The organism is Flavobacterium sp. DG1-102-2 (genome assembly GCF_033042555.1).
Taxonomy (GTDB): domain Bacteria; phylum Bacteroidota; class Bacteroidia; order Flavobacteriales; family Flavobacteriaceae; genus Flavobacterium.
Genome location: NZ_JAWLIK010000010.1, coordinates 150,153 through 166,324, shown reverse-complemented (window position 1 = coordinate 166,324; position 16,172 = coordinate 150,153). Strand labels below are relative to the sequence as shown.

The following is a 16,172-nucleotide window of genomic DNA, read 5'->3' as shown; positions in this document are numbered from 1 at the left end:
AAAACGAACATAAAAAATCCCGCATTATTCATGTGGGATCCTATTTTTATACCGGTCGGTAATCGGCAAATTTTTCAAGCACCTCATCGAGTACTGCGTAGACATCTGCAGCGTAGTCGTGGGTTACTAATCGCTGCCTGTATTCTTTAAAGTTAGGAATACCTTTAAAATAGTTGGTGTAGTGGCGGCGGGTTTCAAAGACTCCTACCCTTTCGCCTTTCCATTCTATGGCCCAGGTTAAGTGGTTGCGGGCAGCTTCCACACGGTCTTCCAGCGTAGGAGCAGGTAAGTGCTCGCCTGTAGCGAAGAAATGCTTTATCTCGTTGAACAGCCACGGGTAACCAATAGCCGCACGGCCTATCATAATACCGTCTATGCCGTATTCGTTTTTATATTTCAGGGCCTTTTCAGGGCTGTCTATATCGCCATTGCCAAAGATAGGGATGTTGATGCGCGGATTGTTCTTAACGCGGGCAATGTGAGACCAGTCAGCCTGGCCTTTATACATCTGAGCGCGGGTACGCCCGTGGATGGTAAGCGCTTTTATGCCTACATCCTGAAGCCTTTCGGCAACCTCATCTATGTTTATGGAATCATCATCCCAGCCTAAGCGGGTTTTTACCGTTACAGGCAGGCTTGTACTGTCTACAACGGCTTTTGTAAGGCGCACCATAAGGTCGATATCTTTAAGCACCCCTGCACCTGCACCTTTGCATACTACCTTTTTTACCGGGCAGCCAAAGTTAATATCTACAATATCCGGGTGTACGGTTTCTACAATTTTAGCCGAGAGCGCCATTGCCTCTTCATCGCCACCAAATATCTGTATGCCCACAGGGCGTTCATAATCGAATATATCCAGCTTCATGCGGCTTTTCATAGCATCGCGAATTAATCCTTCTGAGGAAATAAACTCACTAAACATAAGGTCGGCGCCATGGGTTTTGCAAAGTCTGCGGAAAGGAGGGTCGCTCACATCTTCCATTGGGGCCAGCAATAGCGGGAATTCAGGCAGTTCTATATTGCCAATCTTTACCATCTTCTTCATTTTGTGCAAAATTACAATATTTAAATGATATGTGGTAAAACCATACAAACACTTCTTACGTACATATAACTTTAAGAATAAGCTATTTAGCAAAAACATAATGAAGAGGAGAGATTGAGCAGTACATTCTTAAAACCGCTGAACAAATGCAAACAATTGCCGGAGCGAGTCCCCAACCGGCAGCTATAACGGTATTAAATCACGTCTTACTGCTTTGGTGGCGCATGTTTGCTGCATGCGCCTTTTTTTAAATTTTCAGGATACTGCTATTATAGAATTTTTATATGCAGGCATAGAAAACAAGAATTGTACATTCAATAAACTCATATATGCTGACGTACATTCGTATAAGTAAAACATAATAAAAGATTTTATGGCCTCCCTACGGGAAGAAATACATAAAACGATAATAATTTTAGATTGGTTGATTGGTTATGAATTGTGCATGGAGAAGTTCTCCATGCACATTTCTTTTTTAGTACCAATTCAATCTTTAAACAAGACATTACAGGCGTAAGGCGATAGCGGTTTGAAATATCAAAATGCACAATGGTGTGTAATTGTTTTACTCTTAATTCATAATTCTAAATCAACAATTCACCTTACCGTTCATCCGCATAAACTTGCCGTTCATCGGATACCTATGTAGAATTTTTCCTATTCAAAAACGCGCCAAAACGATCTTCAACAGGCAGGGAATCAATTTTTTACAGCAAAAAAACACAATACTACAACGTTGTAGTTGATGATTTTCATTTTTCTTAAAAAAATTTAGCGTGAAATACATTTTTGAATGGTTTTTTGCTCTTTCTTTGCACTGCAATTTTAAGGAATATTTAACAAGACGGTTACGAAGTTCCCCCACACAGTAACATGTTTTTTTAAACAGATATAACCCCTAAAGTAATGCTATTTTTAAAACATTTAAACAGCGCTTGTTGCCCCCAAACAAGCGCTGTTTTTTTATTTAGCCCCAGCCGTTTGCAACTCGCTAAGTTTAAACTATATTTGCCGATTATTTGCTACCTTTACGTGTAGTACGCGCGTGAAGGATAGAAGCGGCATCCCAGAAGATTTCGCCGCGGCGGACTGAGGGATATAGCTGACAGCCTGACCCAAGGGGGCACGCCCACAAAAACATGATAACAGACGAAGATGAAGCATATTAGGAATTTTTGCATTATTGCCCACATTGACCACGGTAAAAGTACCCTGGCAGACCGCCTGCTTGATGCCACTCAAACGGTAACAAAACGTGAATCTCAGGCACAGCTGCTTGATAACATGGACCTGGAGCGTGAAAGAGGCATTACCATTAAGAGCCATGCCATACAAATGGAGTACACCTATAAGGGAGAGGACTATATCCTGAACCTTATTGACACTCCCGGACACGTGGATTTCTCGTATGAGGTATCGCGCTCTATCGCTGCCTGCGAAGGCGCACTGCTTATTGTAGATGCTGCCCAAAGCATACAGGCGCAAACCATAAGCAACCTTTACCTTGCCTTAGAAAATGACCTGGAAATTATTCCGGTACTTAATAAAATTGACCTTCCGAGTGCAAACCCTGAAGAGGTAAGCGATGATATCGTAGACCTTTTAGGCTGCAAGCTGGAAGATATTATCCCGGCATCTGGTAAGACCGGGCTTGGGGTAGAAGAAATACTAGCTGCCATTATTGAGCGTATCCCGGCACCTAAGGGTGACCCGAACGAGCCGCTTCAGGCACTTATATTTGACTCGGTGTACAACCCTTTCCGTGGTATTGAAGTTATATTCAGGGTTATTAACGGATCTATCAACAAAGGCCAGAAGATTAAATTTATGGCTACAGGCAACGAATATTTTGCCGATGAGATAGGCACGCTAAAACTGAACCAGGTCCCGAAACAGACCGTTAGCGCGGGCGATGTTGGTTATCTTATATCAGGCATCAAAGAGGCAAAAGAGGTAAAAGTAGGCGATACGCTTACCGATGCCAAAACGCCTACCCAAAACATGGTTAGCGGCTTTGAAGACGTAAAACCAATGGTATTTGCCGGTATCTATCCGGTAGACACCGAAGATTATGAAGAGCTGCGCAACTCGATGGAGAAATTGCAGCTGAATGATGCCTCATTGGTATTTGCTGCTGAGAGTTCTGCTGCGCTTGGTTTTGGTTTCCGATGCGGATTCTTAGGAATGCTGCACATGGAAATTATCCAGGAGCGTTTAGAGCGTGAGTTTGACATGACGGTAATCACTACGGTTCCTAACGTGTCTTACCTTGCGTACACTAAAAAAGAACCGGAAAAACCACTTATCGTAAACAACCCGAGCGACCTGCCTGAGCCATCTAAACTGAGCCATGTAGAGGAGCCGTATATCAAAGCAACGATTATTACAAAAGCCGACTTCGTAGGTAACGTAATGAGCCTTTGTATTGAAAAACGCGGACTGATAACAAACCAGACGTACCTGACTACAGAACGTGTTGAGCTTAACTTTGACATGCCGCTGGCGGAGATCGTATTCGATTTCTATGACAGGCTTAAAACGGTATCTAAAGGGTACGCTTCGTTTGACTACTCACCTATCGGGATGCGTACCTCTAAGCTTGTACGTCTTGACGTACTGCTTAACGCACAGCCGGTAGATGCGCTGTCGGCACTTATCCACGAAGATAATGCCTACAACATTGGTAAAAAAATGTGCGAAAAACTAAAAGAGCTTATACCACGCCAGCAGTTTGATATTCCTATCCAGGCGGCTATTGGGGTTAAGGTTATTTCGCGTGAAACCGTTAAGGCACTACGTAAAGACGTTACCGCAAAATGTTACGGCGGGGATATCTCCCGTAAACGTAAACTTCTTGAAAAACAGAAGAAAGGTAAAAAACGTATGCGCCAGGTAGGTAACGTAGAGATTCCGCAGGAAGCTTTTATGGCAGTACTTAAACTGAACGACTAAAGCCCCCCAACCCCCAAAGGGGGAGTTGAGGACTTAATATAGACCCGGTGCTTAAGTGCCGGGTTTTTTTGTTTATTATAATTTAGTATTTTTACTACAAAGCATTTAGTATGAATAATAAAAATGAGGTTTTAGAAAAAAGAGCATATAGTTTTGCTGTAAGATTACAAAAACGCGGCAAATATCCCGCAGCAATAATAGGAGCTGGTAAATCATACTACAAATATGTTTCCCGCTCAGGACCTATTTCTCCTCATGATATAGCTGTTAAACTTAAAAATAAGTTGTCATCTATTGGAGAACTATACCCAAAACAAAATGGAAACTTTGTTGGATGTTGTGCTGAAGTAAGTGCGGCTAACTTGATTCTTTTAAAAAGGAGAGATCTTAATCCAAATCAGGTAGACTTTTCAAATGCTTTGAGACCAATAACGATGCAGAAGATACCTCGTTGTAAAAATTGTCAAATAACATTTAACTAAATATGGCTTACTCAGAAATTGAACTATCCAGTCTTGATTTAGACATTTTCTTTTCAGATAATAGAAAATTAATCCATCTGGCCTCAGGCGGTGGTACATTGCCAAACAACCTGATCAGTACAGATATTTATAATGAAGATGTATTAGAATTAATTTCAAAATTCAATCCAGAATTTGAAATTGAAATTAATCCAAATCTATCTGAAATATTAAATCTTGATAAAACCGGACTTGAAAATTACCTAGAGAGTTTTATAGATATGGCTAAAAAAGGTCTTTACACGTATGATAAATCCAACTTAGGGAATTTTAATGATACTACGTTCCACTTAGTAGCCAAGCCAAAGAAAAACCCCGGATTAAGTATATTAAAGGAAAAGTATCAAATGTATAACGACTTTCAAATTACATACACCGAGATTCCGGAAACATTCGAAAAATTTGATCTCAACGAATTCATGTAATTCAAATCATAACTTATCCCTCTACCCTACAAAAAACAAGCGTTTTGAAGCCTGAGGTGTGCTTATTAACTTTTTCTTAATAGTTTAATCCGTATCTTTACAGCTATAAACCAGTATACATATGAAGAAAGACGGCCAGATTATTATTATTGAAGATGACAAAGATGATGGTGAGATCCTGAAAGAAGTAATTGACGAATTGGGATACGACAATGAAGTTATAATCCTGCCCGACAGCACATTGGTAATGGAATATCTGAAAAAAGCAGAGATTGCCCCATTCCTTATTTTTTCTGATATCAATATGCCGAAAATGACCGGTTATGAACTTCGTGACTTAGTGCTTGCCGACCCAAATTTACATGACAAGACCGTTCCGTACATCTTTTTCAGTACTTCGAGCGACCCTGAGACGATTAAAATTGCGTATCAGAAAGCAGCGCAGGGATTTTTTACGAAAATCACTGATTATGAAGAATACAAAAGCGTTATTAAAAAGATCATAGAATACTGGAAGGCAGCAAAAGTGCCTGACTCAAATTAGATCAACAAAACTAAAATCCCTCCCTGCAAGGGATTTTTTGTTAATAAAGGCTAATGTTTGTTAGGGAAAGGCTAATATTCGTGCATCCGTAAACGGCAGGCGGTAACTTTGCGCCTCAAAATACCCTACCATGAAAAAAGATGGACCCATTATAATTATTGATGATGACGAAGACGACAGGCTGATATTTGACGAAATGCTGAAAGAACTTAACCTGCCTAATGAAATTGTACTATTAAGTGACAGTACAGAGGCATTGGAATACCTTAAGCAGGATCATGTTAAGCCTTTTATGGTAATATCTGACATTAACATGCCACGAATGAATGGCTTTGAGATGCGAGATGAGATACTCAAAGACCCGCACCTTACCGAAAAAACTGTTCCATTTATCTTTTTCACTACTGTAGGCAATGGCTATACCGTAGAAGAAGCTTTTAAACGTTCCATACAGGGCTACTTTCATAAAACAAGCGATATGCATCAGCTCAAGGAAACGCTTAAAGAGATTGCCGACTACTGGCGCGATGCCATAGTACCTGAAATTGAATAAGCGCAATCTTGATTACTTTAAGCTTTTTGACCTTATTATTTTCTGACTTCTAAATCGTACCTTTGCAGCTTTGTAACTTAGCAACTCAGGGACTAAGTCTCTCAGAACCTCAAAGAATAATGATAGAAGATAAAAACCAACAGCGCACCAGCCTCTCGGCACTGGGTGAATTCGGATTGATAGGACACCTTACACAGGGTATAGAAACCAGCCAGCCTTCAACCCTTAGGGGAATTGGCGACGACGGCGCTGTACTCGATTTTAAGGATAAAAAGGTGGTTGTCTCTACCGACCTGTTAGTAGAAGGCGTACACTTTGACCTGGCATACATGCCGCTAAAACACCTTGGCTACAAAGCTGTCGTGGTAAACGTAAGTGACATCTGTGCTATGAATGCCACCCCTACCCAGATTACGATATCTATTGCTGTGTCTAACCGGTTTCCGGTTGAGGCGCTGGATGAGTTGTATGACGGTATGAAACACGCTGCCAAAGTGTATGGCGTAGACATTATAGGTGGTGACACCACCTCATCGCAAAAAGGGATGATACTGAGCATTACCGCCATTGGCGAAGCGAATGCTGAAGAGATTACCTACCGCAATGGCGCCGGCAATACCGATCTGCTTGTGGTTACAGGAGACGTAGGTGCTGCCTATATGGGTCTCCAGGTATTGGAACGCGAAAAACAGGTATTCCAGGTTAACCCAAACAACCAACCCGACTTAGATGCTTACAGCTATCTTATAGAACGCCAATTGAAACCGGAAGCACGCCGCGATGTAAAAGAGCTCTTAAAAGCCCTTGAAATTCTGCCTACGGCAATGATAGACATCTCCGACGGATTATCGTCTGAGATCATCCACCTGTGCAAGAATTCGGGTATTGGGTGTAATCTTTATGAAGACAAGATCCCTGTTGATCCGCAGCTTATCAATGTATGCGAAGAATTCAACATAGACATAACTACTGTTGCGCTTAACGGCGGCGAAGATTATGAATTATTGTTCACCATCAAACAGGACGATTACGACAAGATAAAAGGCAATCCTAACTTTACGGTTGTAGGGCACATGACACAGGAAAGCGAAGGCATCCACCTTATTACACGTGCTAACACTAAGATTCCGCTAAAAGCAAGAGGATGGAATGCCCTTTCTACCGACGAAGACATACAGGAGTAGGGAGATCAACATTCAGATTAAAAATCAGGATAACACACCCCTAACCCCTCTCAAGAGGGGTTAGGGGTGTGTTATAATAAAAAGATATATTCAAATGGACCAAAAAAAGGACGCAAATTGCGTTCTTTTTTTGGTTAATCCCCATCGTTTAGTATAAAGAATACCGGGGTTGGTATAAAAAAGGCAGGCCTTTCGGCTTGGTTTTTGTACTTTAGACGTTCGTCTAAAATTCCTATAGTACCACGTTCATGACAGTTAAAAAAATCCTCAAAAGAACCGCCATATTTATTGCCGTACTAATTGTTCTCTTTAGCACTACCGTTGCTGTTGCACTGAATTTTATTTTTACACCCGACAGGATAACCCCGCAGGCGCTAAAAATGATCAACGAGAATGTTGATGCAAAAGTAAGCTGCGAAAGCATTGAGCTTACCTTCTTTTCTACCTTTCCCCGTTTTGGGGTAAAGCTTAAGAACGGCAGTGTGGTAAGCATACCTGCTACTGGCAAAAAGAATGACACCCTGGCGCAGTTTGCCCTTTGCAAAGCTTCTTTTAATGCCGAAAGACTGTGGCGCAAGCACGACCTTATCATTAACAACGTTACTCTTATCGAACCCAAAATAAGGGCCATAATAAACGAAAGCGGAAAAGCCAACTGGAATATCGTAAAACCGGCAGCGGTTGACACTACTACCGCAAAAGACAGCACTTCGTTTGAGATCAACAACATACTTATCAAAAAACTGAGCATTGAAAATGCCAAAATCACATACCGCGACTTTGCCAAAAAAACGCGTGCCCGTATAGACAGCCTGAACATTTTGCTAAAGGCTGCCAATACCGATGACAAGCTGGTACTTGCAACCGAAGCATCCGGAAAGAATATTAGTTTTTCTATGGACGGTTACCGCTTTATGAGAAAGCTGAAGGCCAATTTTAAAACGGATATCCACTATGATAAAACGAACCATAGAGTGGACTTTTCTAAAAGCGGACTTACCCTTAATGATATCGATTTTATTGCTGATGGCCATTTTAAAAGGGATACGGTGACTAATGACATTCAGACAGATGTTGCCATGGAAATGAAGGTGCCATCGCTAAAAACACTTTGGGCTGCCGTACCGGAACACATTGTGGAGAAAGCAGACATAGATGTGCAGGGCAATGTAATGCTAAAGGCTACCGCAAAAGGGGTGTATAGTAAAAAGAGGCTTCCGGTTTTTGATGTATTATTCAAAATAGACAACGGCATCCTAAAATATAAAAAATTCCCGGGAGAGATTCGCCACCTGGAGTCTGACCTGCATGCCATTGTGGATTATGACAATCCGGCGAGGTCTAACCTTGTTATAAAAAAGCTGTATCTTGAAGGCACCGGCGTGGACCTTAAAGGTGATGCCGTTGTGGAAAGCCTGCTTAAGGATCCGCATATTACCTCAAACATAAAAGGCGACCTTGACCTTACCACCTTAAAAAAGAAATTTCCCATTGCCGAAGGCATTATCGCTAAAGGCCAGGCCCATATTGACATTAATGCCGATTTTAAGGCGAATGATATTATGGAAAATAACTTCAACAACATGAAGGTAAAGGGCAATTCGGTATTTACCAATTTGCTTATTCACGACCCAAAAGACACTATCCACATTGAAACTCAAAAGACTGAACTTGTATTTGGGCGAAAAGCTGAAACGGATTCGCGTAGGGCTTTCGGAAAAATAAATGTAACCGACCTAAAGCTGAATTACAAAAACCAGCATAATATTACCATTGCAGGGCTTGATGTAAAGCTGAGAGCTAAAAAACTAAAAGATTCGGTTGCGGCCATGAGCGCCGATATAAAATTATCGAACCTTAAATACTCTGGAGCCGATAAGTTAAGGGCTGTAATACGCAGAGCCAACGCTACTGCAGAGCTCAATCCTAAAAGCACTAAGGCAGACCCGATGATTAATACCACCTTTAACGTGGACAGTGCCGGGGTTTGGCAGGACAAGAAATTTGTAGGCATTAAGAACGGCAACTATAAATTCATGGTCAAAAAGAACAGGGACGGCAAATGGATGCCGCGTGGCTATGTAGAGTTCAATAACCTTTATGCTTACACGCCTGAATTTGCCATGCCGCTGCGTATGGAACATTCTAAGATCTCCATAAACAACAGGGCAATAACACTGCGCAATGCCCATATCTTCTTCGGGAATTCTGACGTTACGCTTACAGGCCAGATAAACAACCTGCTGGCTAAAAAAACACCCGATAAGCAGGTCACAGCTACGCTTACGCTTACATCTAACTTTATTGATGCCAATGAGATCATGAAGATCATGGATGCAGAGGCCGCAAAGGAAAAACAGCCCGACTTTAAGCAGGTAGCCGAAAACAAGGCTCATCAGCCTAAGAAAGTAAGCGACAGCAAAACGGTGTTTAAAATTCCGGAGAATATCAATTTTACCTTTAACAGCGATATTAAAAAACTGCACTATGGAGCTCTTGACATGCAGGACATAAAAGGCTTGCTTAAAATAGAGGACGGCCACCTTAAGCTGAATCATTTTGAACTTACGACGCTGGCAGCGAAGCTGAGCACCAACCTCAACTACTCAACATCTGCAAGCGGAAGGAGGGCAAAAGTAGATTTTGACATCAGCCTTAAGGATATTGAAATGGCAAATATCGCTAAGGTTATGCCTGCCATGGACAGCCTTTTCCCAATGACAAAGTCGTTTACCGGCAGGGCAAATTTAAGGATGCAGGGCAGCGCCAGCCTGAACAGGAAAATGGATGTTATCGTGTCGTCTGTACAGAGTATTGCCGCTTTGGAAGCCAGTAATATTATGGTATTGGACAGTGAAACCTTTAAGGAAATGGCAAAAACCCTGATGTTTAAAGACAAAGACAAGAACAACACTATACAAACCCTGAACATGGAGATGATCGTGGAAAAAAGCCACATGGAAATTCTCCCTGCACTTGTAGAGATAGACCGTTACCAGCTTGCCGTGGGCGGTATTCAAAACCTTGACATGACGTATGATTACCACGTGTCGGTACTAAAATCACCTATCCCGTTTAAGACCGGGGTAGATATTAAAGGTAATATGGACGACTACAAAATTAAGCTTTCTAAGGCCAAGTATAAATACTACTTTACCGATAAGGAACGCCTGAAAGAAAAAGCAGACGAATCCATAATCAATAAGAAGAAGGATATTTTAGCCAAGCTGGATTTGAAGTAGAGTGATATAATTGAAACGCGGATAACACGGATTGAACGGATTTACGCAGATTTTATCAACTTCTATCGCAAACAAAATGCAATGGAGCGCGGCAATCATTGTGAAAAATTGCAACGACGATAACACAGATTAAGCAGATTTACGCTCATCTTTTTAGGATTCATCTTTTTAAATTTAATTTAAAAGTATTTATATCTAATAAAAAGGGATTAATGATTTGTTAATCAATACTCATAGACTATTTTAATGCAAAATATCACGTAAAGTCATCACGATTTTTCTTTTATCGGACTGTATTGTAAAAAACGCGATAATTAGAGTAAAAAATATAAAATAGTAGTGGTGAAAACCACTGAAACCCATTAAAGTCTAAATCTTTTAAAAGCAAAACAATAGACAAGGAAATCATTACAATTCCCATAAACAAAATAAAATTTTTAAAAAAACGGTCAATCGAAATCATAATAACAATATAAGTCTGCTCATCAGCTTCCTCTACTAAACCATTAATATTGAGAATAGGAAAGCGCGTCCAGCCACCATTTCTAATTTCACTAAGTTTTATATTGAATATACCGTCTGTAGCAATTTTTCCTTCAAAAATCAGCTTTGAATTATCTTTATGAAAAGGTTCTATATTCTTTTGAAGTAATGAAATTACTGTTTCTTTTGTATTGGCACTTTGAATGGATATTTCTTCGCTAAATATTCCCATATTTATAATTAAAAAAGCTGCCCTTTCAGACAGCTTTAATTTTTATTACATTTTCATCAGCCAGTTTCTTACTGAAACTGCTTCGTTGATTATATTTCTCAGTTCAGATATCTTAACCCTGTCCTGCTCCATGCTGTCGCGGTGGCGGATGGTTACCGTCTGGTCTTCCAGTGTCTGGTGGTCTACCGTTATACAGAAAGGCGTACCCAGGGCATCCTGTCTTCTGTAACGGCGGCCTACAGCATCTTTCTCGTCATACGCCACATTGAAGTCCCACTTAAGGTCTTCAATGATTTGCCTTGCCACATCTGGAAGTCCGTCCTTCTTAACCAGTGGCAGTACAGCAGCCTTAGTAGGTGCCAATACAGCCGGAAGTGCAAGCACAGTACGTGTAGAACCGTCTTCAAGGGATTCTTCTTTTAATGAATTAGAGAACACCGCAAGGAACATCCTGTCAAGGCCTACAGAAGTTTCTACTACGTATGGCGTGTAGTTCCTGTTTTCTTCGGTATCAAAATATTGCAGCTTTTTACCTGAGAACTGCTCGTGTGCCTTAAGGTCAAAATCAGTTCTTGAGTGGATTCCCTCAAGCTCTTTAAAGCCGAATGGGAAGTTAAACTCAATATCGGCAGCGGCATTAGCATAATGCGCCAGCTTTTCATGGTCATGAAAACGGTAATTTTCTTTACCCAGGCCTAACGACAGGTGCCATTTTAACCTTGTTTCTTTCCAGTACTCATAGTATTTCATTTCCTCGCCCGGACGAACGAAGAATTGCATCTCCATTTGTTCAAACTCACGCATACGGAAAATAAACTGCCTTGCAACAATCTCGTTACGGAAAGCCTTACCCGTTTGTGCAATACCAAAAGGTATCTTCATACGGCCGGTTTTCTGTACGTTCAGGAAGTTAACAAATATACCCTGTGCCGTTTCAGGACGAAGGTATAAATCCATTGCGGTAGCCGCTTCGGCACCAAGTTTAGTACCAAACATAAGGTTAAACTGACGTACCTCTGTCCAGTTTTTAGAACCGGTTTCAGGGTCGGCAATCTCAAGCTCTTCAATAAGTGCTTTTACGTCGGCAAGGTTCTCTGTTTCCAGCGAACGTGCCATACGCTCAAGTATTTGTTTCTTTTTAGCAAGGTATTCTACCACACGCCCGTTGGTCGTGATGAATTCTTCTTCGTTAAAAGCGTCGCCAAAGCGTACTCTTGCTTTTTCTATTTCTTTTTGGGCTTTCTGGTTTATCTTCTCGGCATAATCCTCGATAAGTACATCTGCCCTGTATCTTTTTTTAGAATCTTTGTTGTCTATCAAAGGGTCGTTAAAGGCATCCACGTGCCCCGATGCTTTCCATGTAGTAGGGTGCATAAATATTGCGGCATCTATACCCACAATATTTTCATGCATCTGCACCATAGATTTCCACCAGTATTCCCTGATATTCTTTTTCAGCTCTGCACCGTTTTGAGCATAGTCATACACAGCGCTTAGTCCATCATAAATTTCGCTCGACGGAAAAATAAATCCGTACTCTTTTGCATGCGAAATCACATTCTTAAATAAATCTTCTTGTTTTGCCATAGTGATGCAAAAATATAAAAAGCAGTTGTATATACTACTGCAATGCAATTAGAAAATGATCTGTAGATCATATTTATCAAAATCATAATAAATACACCGCCAATTAACACAATTATAAAACTAATTTCAGCATAATGCTGCATAACAAGAAAATAACTACATTTTTTAGTATATTAGCTTACCCAAAAATAACCACACCCTATGCTTAAAGCTTTACTTAACCTTGTATTCCCCAAGACGTGTTCGGGATGCAGGAACAACCTGCTGGAGAGCGAGCATCTCGTCTGTACCTATTGCAGGCACGATATGCCCTTTACCCAGCACCATCTTGATGACAATAACGAAACCCTTAAAAAATTTAAAGGCCGCCTGCCTGTTGAGCATGCATCTTCTATAGTATATTTTCATAAGGAGGGTATTGTCCAGGAACTCATTCATAATCTTAAATACCGCGGAAAAGAAGAGATAGGTTCGCTTATGGGCCAATGGTATGTACACGACCTTAAAAACATTGAAACCCTTAAAACAGTGACCGATGTGGTGCCTGTACCCCTGCACACCAAAAAACTCCGCGAACGCGGTTACAACCAGGTAGAAGGTTTTGGCAAAGCACTGGCAAACGGACTTGGCAAAAAATACAGCGATGATGTTTTGGTACGCACGCAGTACAGTAAAACGCAGACAAAGAAAAACCTTGCCGCAAGGGCAGAGATAATCAGCGAAGCTTTTGATGTTGCGTCAACCGATGCCGGTACCGAAAAGCATTTCCTGCTGGTTGATGACGTGATTACGACAGGTGCAACACTGGAAGCCTGCGGGAAAGCGCTATTAAAGATTCCGGGAGCAAAAGTGAGCGTTATCACGATTGCCTATGCTCATACCTAGAATTAAATTGGCCTCACCCCCCTCCACACGAGCGGAAAGAACTGGCGAAGCAAAGTAGAAGGGGAGTATAACATTTTTTAAAAACATTTCGTTTACAGGGAATATAATTGTTATTTTGTGCAGTCAATAGAATACAATATGCTGAAAAATAGAATTCTCCTGTATATACTGTTTGCTTCGGCCCTTGTCACGTCGTGCGCAAAAAGGGGTGCTATTACCGGAGGTGCAAAAGATACCATTCCTCCATTTATTATAAGCAGTATGCCTGAAAACATGGCTACCAAGTTTAAAGGCAACGAGATACGTATTAATTTTAATGAATACATTAAGATAAAAGACGTAAACAAACAGCTTATTATTTCTCCGCCCATGGAATATCCGCCGGATATTATGCCTATGGGAAGCGCCAGCAAATTCATCAACATCAAGATCAAGGATACCCTTAAGGAAAACACTACCTACAGCTTCAACTTTGGGCAGAGTATTACCGATAACAACGAGGGTAACCCATATTCACAGTTCAAATTTATTTTTTCTACAGGCACTTATATTGATTCGCTTACACTAAACGGAAAGATTAAGGATGCCTACACCAAAGAGACTGATAACTTTGTAAGCGTAATGCTTTATGAAGCTAATGAAACGTTCAATGATTCTACCATTTACAAAGAACGCCCGCGTTATGTAACTAACACGCTAGACAGCACAGTACAGTTCTCGCTGCAGAATCTTAAACAGGGCAAATACCACCTTATAGCGCTTAAGGATCAAGGCAATAACTATAAGTTTGACCCAAAGAGTGATAAGATTGCCTTTCTTAACCAAACAATAGACGTTCCTAACGACACCATTTACCAACTTGAACTGTTCCAGCAAAAGAAAACATTCAGGGCAATAAGGCCAATCCAGGCGAGTTCAAACAGGCTGTATGCCGGCTACGAGGGCGACTATCGCGGAATGAAGATAGAGGTAAAAAACGGTGCAGGTACCGAAACGATACGCACGCTTACCACAAAGGTAAAAGACAAGGATTCACTCCAGGTGTGGCTTCCTCGAAAGATAGAAGAAGACTCTTTAAAAATAACGGTTACCCATAGGGATTCTATCAGGAATTTCACAACCAAATTCAAGGAGATGAAAGCGACAGACTCACTTAGTGTAGATGCCATGCAAAAAGGCGGACTGCATTTCAGGGAAAAGTTCACGCTGCTTCCGTCCACCCCAATTGTACGTATTGACAGTACAAAAATAAGCCTCATGAATAAGGATTCCGTTGCTGTAAAATACACCTATGCTTATGACGACTTAAAGCAGGAACTTGTCTTTGATTTTGAGAAGAAAGAAGAGCAAAAGTATACGTTTACGCTTATGCCGGGCGCATTAACCGATTTCTATGAGAAGGAAAATGACACACTTACTTATAAGCTCGCTACCAAAACCTATACCGATTACGGCAACCTGCGGCTAACGATGGCCAATGTAAAACATTTCCCTTTTATGCTGGAAGTTTTACGCAAAGGCGGGAAAGAAGTAGCAGCGTTTTACTATTCTGAAAGTGAGACCAATATAAATTTTGATAATCTGCTGCCCGATAAATACACTCTTCGTGTTTATTATGACGATAATAAAAACAAGGAATGGGATACAGGCGATTATATGCTGAAACGCCAGCCGGAAGAGGTTATCTATTTCCCTAAAGAGATTGACGTGCGCGCCAACTGGGATCCTGAAGAAACCTTTGATATTAGCGGAGGAGGCTAAAACTGTCCCTGTCATTAAGGAACTGAAATTTATTTCGCGTTTCAAGCAGGCTTTCCTTATTCAATTCTACAGTAAATACACCTTCATTTTCTTTAGGCTGTACAACATTAGTGCCTAGCTCATCCAATACCTGGGAGTGCCCTAAATAGCTATGCCCGTTATTGTCCTGTCCTGTACGGTTTACCCCTGCTACATAACACATATTCTCTATAGCGCGTGCCTTTAGCAATGCATCCCATGCAGCAACTCGCGGCGCAGGCCAGTTGGCAACATACAGCATAAGGTCGATATCTTCCGTATTACGCGAGAAAACCGGAAAACGCAAGTCGTAGCACACAAACGGGCTTATCTTCCAGCCACGGTAGTTAATAATAAGCCTGTCGGCACCGGCAGTGTAGGCCTTATCTTCCCCGGCGAGCGAAAAAAGGTGGCGCTTATCATATGTTTTTATTTCGCCATCCGGCAAAACAAAAAGCAGGCGGTTATAATAGCTGCCATTCTCCTCTATCACAAGGCTTCCTGTAACAGCACAATCTTTCGCAGCAGCTGTAGCCTTCATCCACTTAACAGTATCGCCATCCATAGTTTCCGCAACAGCATTGGGTGTCATGGTAAAACCTGTAGAAAACATTTCCGGCAGGATAATGATATCCGTTGCTTCCTTAATGCTGTTTATAAGCGTTTCAAAGTTATCACGGTTGGCTTGCGGGTTTTCCCAGGTAAGGGAAGTCTGTATAAGGGAGATTTTCATAAGA

Annotated in this window: 13 protein-coding genes; 9 read left to right on the top strand and 4 right to left on the bottom strand. The window is 41.3% G+C overall.

Annotated features, from left to right (window positions below; genetic code table 11):
- Window positions 1–46: 46 nt before the first annotated feature.
- Window positions 47–1,039 (bottom strand): tRNA dihydrouridine synthase DusB, encoded by a 993-nt coding sequence (gene dusB, locus R1T16_RS14645; RefSeq protein WP_317501884.1) that lies wholly within the window; start codon window positions 1,037–1,039, stop codon window positions 47–49.
- 1,164 nt (window positions 1,040–2,203) lie between these two features.
- Between dusB and lepA the strand changes: the two genes are divergently transcribed.
- The 7 genes from lepA (at window position 2,204) to R1T16_RS14610 (ending at window position 10,469) form a co-directional block, all read left to right on the top strand.
- A complete protein-coding gene (lepA, locus tag R1T16_RS14640; RefSeq protein WP_317501868.1) occupies window positions 2,204–4,000 on the top strand; it encodes a translation elongation factor 4 in 1,797 nt (598 codons plus the stop codon).
- A gap of 110 nt (window positions 4,001–4,110) precedes the next feature.
- On the top strand, window positions 4,111–4,482 hold the full coding sequence (locus tag R1T16_RS14635; protein ID WP_317501867.1) for a hypothetical protein: 372 nt from the start codon (window positions 4,111–4,113) through the stop codon (window positions 4,480–4,482).
- Between the two features lie 2 nt (window positions 4,483–4,484).
- On the top strand, window positions 4,485–4,946 hold the full coding sequence (locus tag R1T16_RS14630) for a hypothetical protein (protein WP_317501866.1): 462 nt from the start codon (window positions 4,485–4,487) through the stop codon (window positions 4,944–4,946).
- Between the two features lie 121 nt (window positions 4,947–5,067).
- A complete protein-coding gene (locus R1T16_RS14625; protein ID WP_317501865.1) occupies window positions 5,068–5,490 on the top strand; it encodes a response regulator in 423 nt (140 codons plus the stop codon).
- 130 nt (window positions 5,491–5,620) lie between these two features.
- Window positions 5,621–6,043 carry a response regulator gene (locus R1T16_RS14620; RefSeq protein WP_317501864.1) on the top strand — a complete coding sequence of 141 codons (423 nt, stop codon included), beginning with the start codon at window positions 5,621–5,623 and terminating at the stop codon, window positions 6,041–6,043.
- A gap of 119 nt (window positions 6,044–6,162) precedes the next feature.
- Window positions 6,163–7,227: a thiamine-phosphate kinase gene (thiL, locus tag R1T16_RS14615; RefSeq protein ID WP_317501863.1), complete on the top strand. Its 1,065-nt coding sequence runs from the start codon at window positions 6,163–6,165 to the stop codon at window positions 7,225–7,227.
- A 248-nt stretch (window positions 7,228–7,475) separates the two neighbouring features.
- Window positions 7,476–10,469: an AsmA-like C-terminal region-containing protein gene (locus R1T16_RS14610; RefSeq protein ID WP_317501862.1), complete on the top strand. Its 2,994-nt coding sequence runs from the start codon at window positions 7,476–7,478 to the stop codon at window positions 10,467–10,469.
- 283 nt (window positions 10,470–10,752) lie between these two features.
- Here the strand turns inward: R1T16_RS14610 and R1T16_RS14605 are convergent, their stop codons facing one another.
- Both R1T16_RS14605 and R1T16_RS14600 read right to left on the bottom strand, forming a co-directional pair.
- Window positions 10,753–11,184 (bottom strand): hypothetical protein, encoded by a 432-nt coding sequence (locus tag R1T16_RS14605; protein WP_317501861.1) that lies wholly within the window; start codon window positions 11,182–11,184, stop codon window positions 10,753–10,755.
- 45 nt (window positions 11,185–11,229) lie between these two features.
- Window positions 11,230–12,771 (bottom strand): glycine--tRNA ligase, encoded by a 1,542-nt coding sequence (locus R1T16_RS14600; protein WP_317501860.1) that lies wholly within the window; start codon window positions 12,769–12,771, stop codon window positions 11,230–11,232.
- Between the two features lie 201 nt (window positions 12,772–12,972).
- Here R1T16_RS14600 and R1T16_RS14595 point away from each other — a divergent pair, with 201 nt between their 5' ends.
- Both R1T16_RS14595 and R1T16_RS14590 read left to right on the top strand, forming a co-directional pair.
- A complete protein-coding gene (locus tag R1T16_RS14595; protein ID WP_317501859.1) occupies window positions 12,973–13,656 on the top strand; it encodes a ComF family protein in 684 nt (227 codons plus the stop codon).
- Window positions 13,657–13,794: 138 nt separating this feature from the next.
- Window positions 13,795–15,417, top strand: coding sequence for an Ig-like domain-containing protein (locus R1T16_RS14590; protein WP_317501858.1), 1,623 nt, complete (start codon window positions 13,795–13,797; stop codon window positions 15,415–15,417).
- On the opposite strand, the gene R1T16_RS14585 is transcribed toward R1T16_RS14590, so the two are convergent.
- Entirely contained in the window at window positions 15,401–16,168 is a 768-nt protein-coding gene (locus R1T16_RS14585; protein ID WP_317501857.1) for an amidohydrolase, read from the bottom strand. The two genes, R1T16_RS14590 and R1T16_RS14585, sit on opposite strands and share 17 nt — an antisense overlap.
- Between the last annotated feature and the right edge of the window lie 4 nt (window positions 16,169–16,172).

What these genes read in the sequence shown, in the direction of transcription:
- R1T16_RS14600 (WP_317501860.1), bottom strand. Translation starts at nt 12,771, where the DNA reads ATGGCAAAACAAGAAGATTTATTTAAGAATGTGATTTCGCATGCAAAA.
- R1T16_RS14585 (WP_317501857.1), bottom strand. Translation starts at nt 16,168, where the DNA reads ATGAAAATCTCCCTTATACAGACTTCCCTTACCTGGGAAAACCCGCAA.
- lepA (WP_317501868.1), top strand. Translation starts at nt 2,204, where the DNA reads ATGAAGCATATTAGGAATTTTTGCATTATTGCCCACATTGACCACGGT.
- R1T16_RS14595 (WP_317501859.1), top strand. Translation starts at nt 12,973, where the DNA reads ATGCTTAAAGCTTTACTTAACCTTGTATTCCCCAAGACGTGTTCGGGA.
- dusB (WP_317501884.1), bottom strand. Translation starts at nt 1,039, where the DNA reads ATGGTAAAGATTGGCAATATAGAACTGCCTGAATTCCCGCTATTGCTG.
- R1T16_RS14590 (WP_317501858.1), top strand. Translation starts at nt 13,795, where the DNA reads ATGCTGAAAAATAGAATTCTCCTGTATATACTGTTTGCTTCGGCCCTT.
- thiL (WP_317501863.1), top strand. Translation starts at nt 6,163, where the DNA reads ATGATAGAAGATAAAAACCAACAGCGCACCAGCCTCTCGGCACTGGGT.
- R1T16_RS14635 (WP_317501867.1), top strand. Translation starts at nt 4,111, where the DNA reads ATGAATAATAAAAATGAGGTTTTAGAAAAAAGAGCATATAGTTTTGCT.
- R1T16_RS14625 (WP_317501865.1), top strand. Translation starts at nt 5,068, where the DNA reads ATGAAGAAAGACGGCCAGATTATTATTATTGAAGATGACAAAGATGAT.
- R1T16_RS14620 (WP_317501864.1), top strand. Translation starts at nt 5,621, where the DNA reads ATGAAAAAAGATGGACCCATTATAATTATTGATGATGACGAAGACGAC.
- R1T16_RS14630 (WP_317501866.1), top strand. Translation starts at nt 4,485, where the DNA reads ATGGCTTACTCAGAAATTGAACTATCCAGTCTTGATTTAGACATTTTC.
- R1T16_RS14610 (WP_317501862.1), top strand. Translation starts at nt 7,476, where the DNA reads ATGACAGTTAAAAAAATCCTCAAAAGAACCGCCATATTTATTGCCGTA.
- R1T16_RS14605 (WP_317501861.1), bottom strand. Translation starts at nt 11,184, where the DNA reads ATGGGAATATTTAGCGAAGAAATATCCATTCAAAGTGCCAATACAAAA.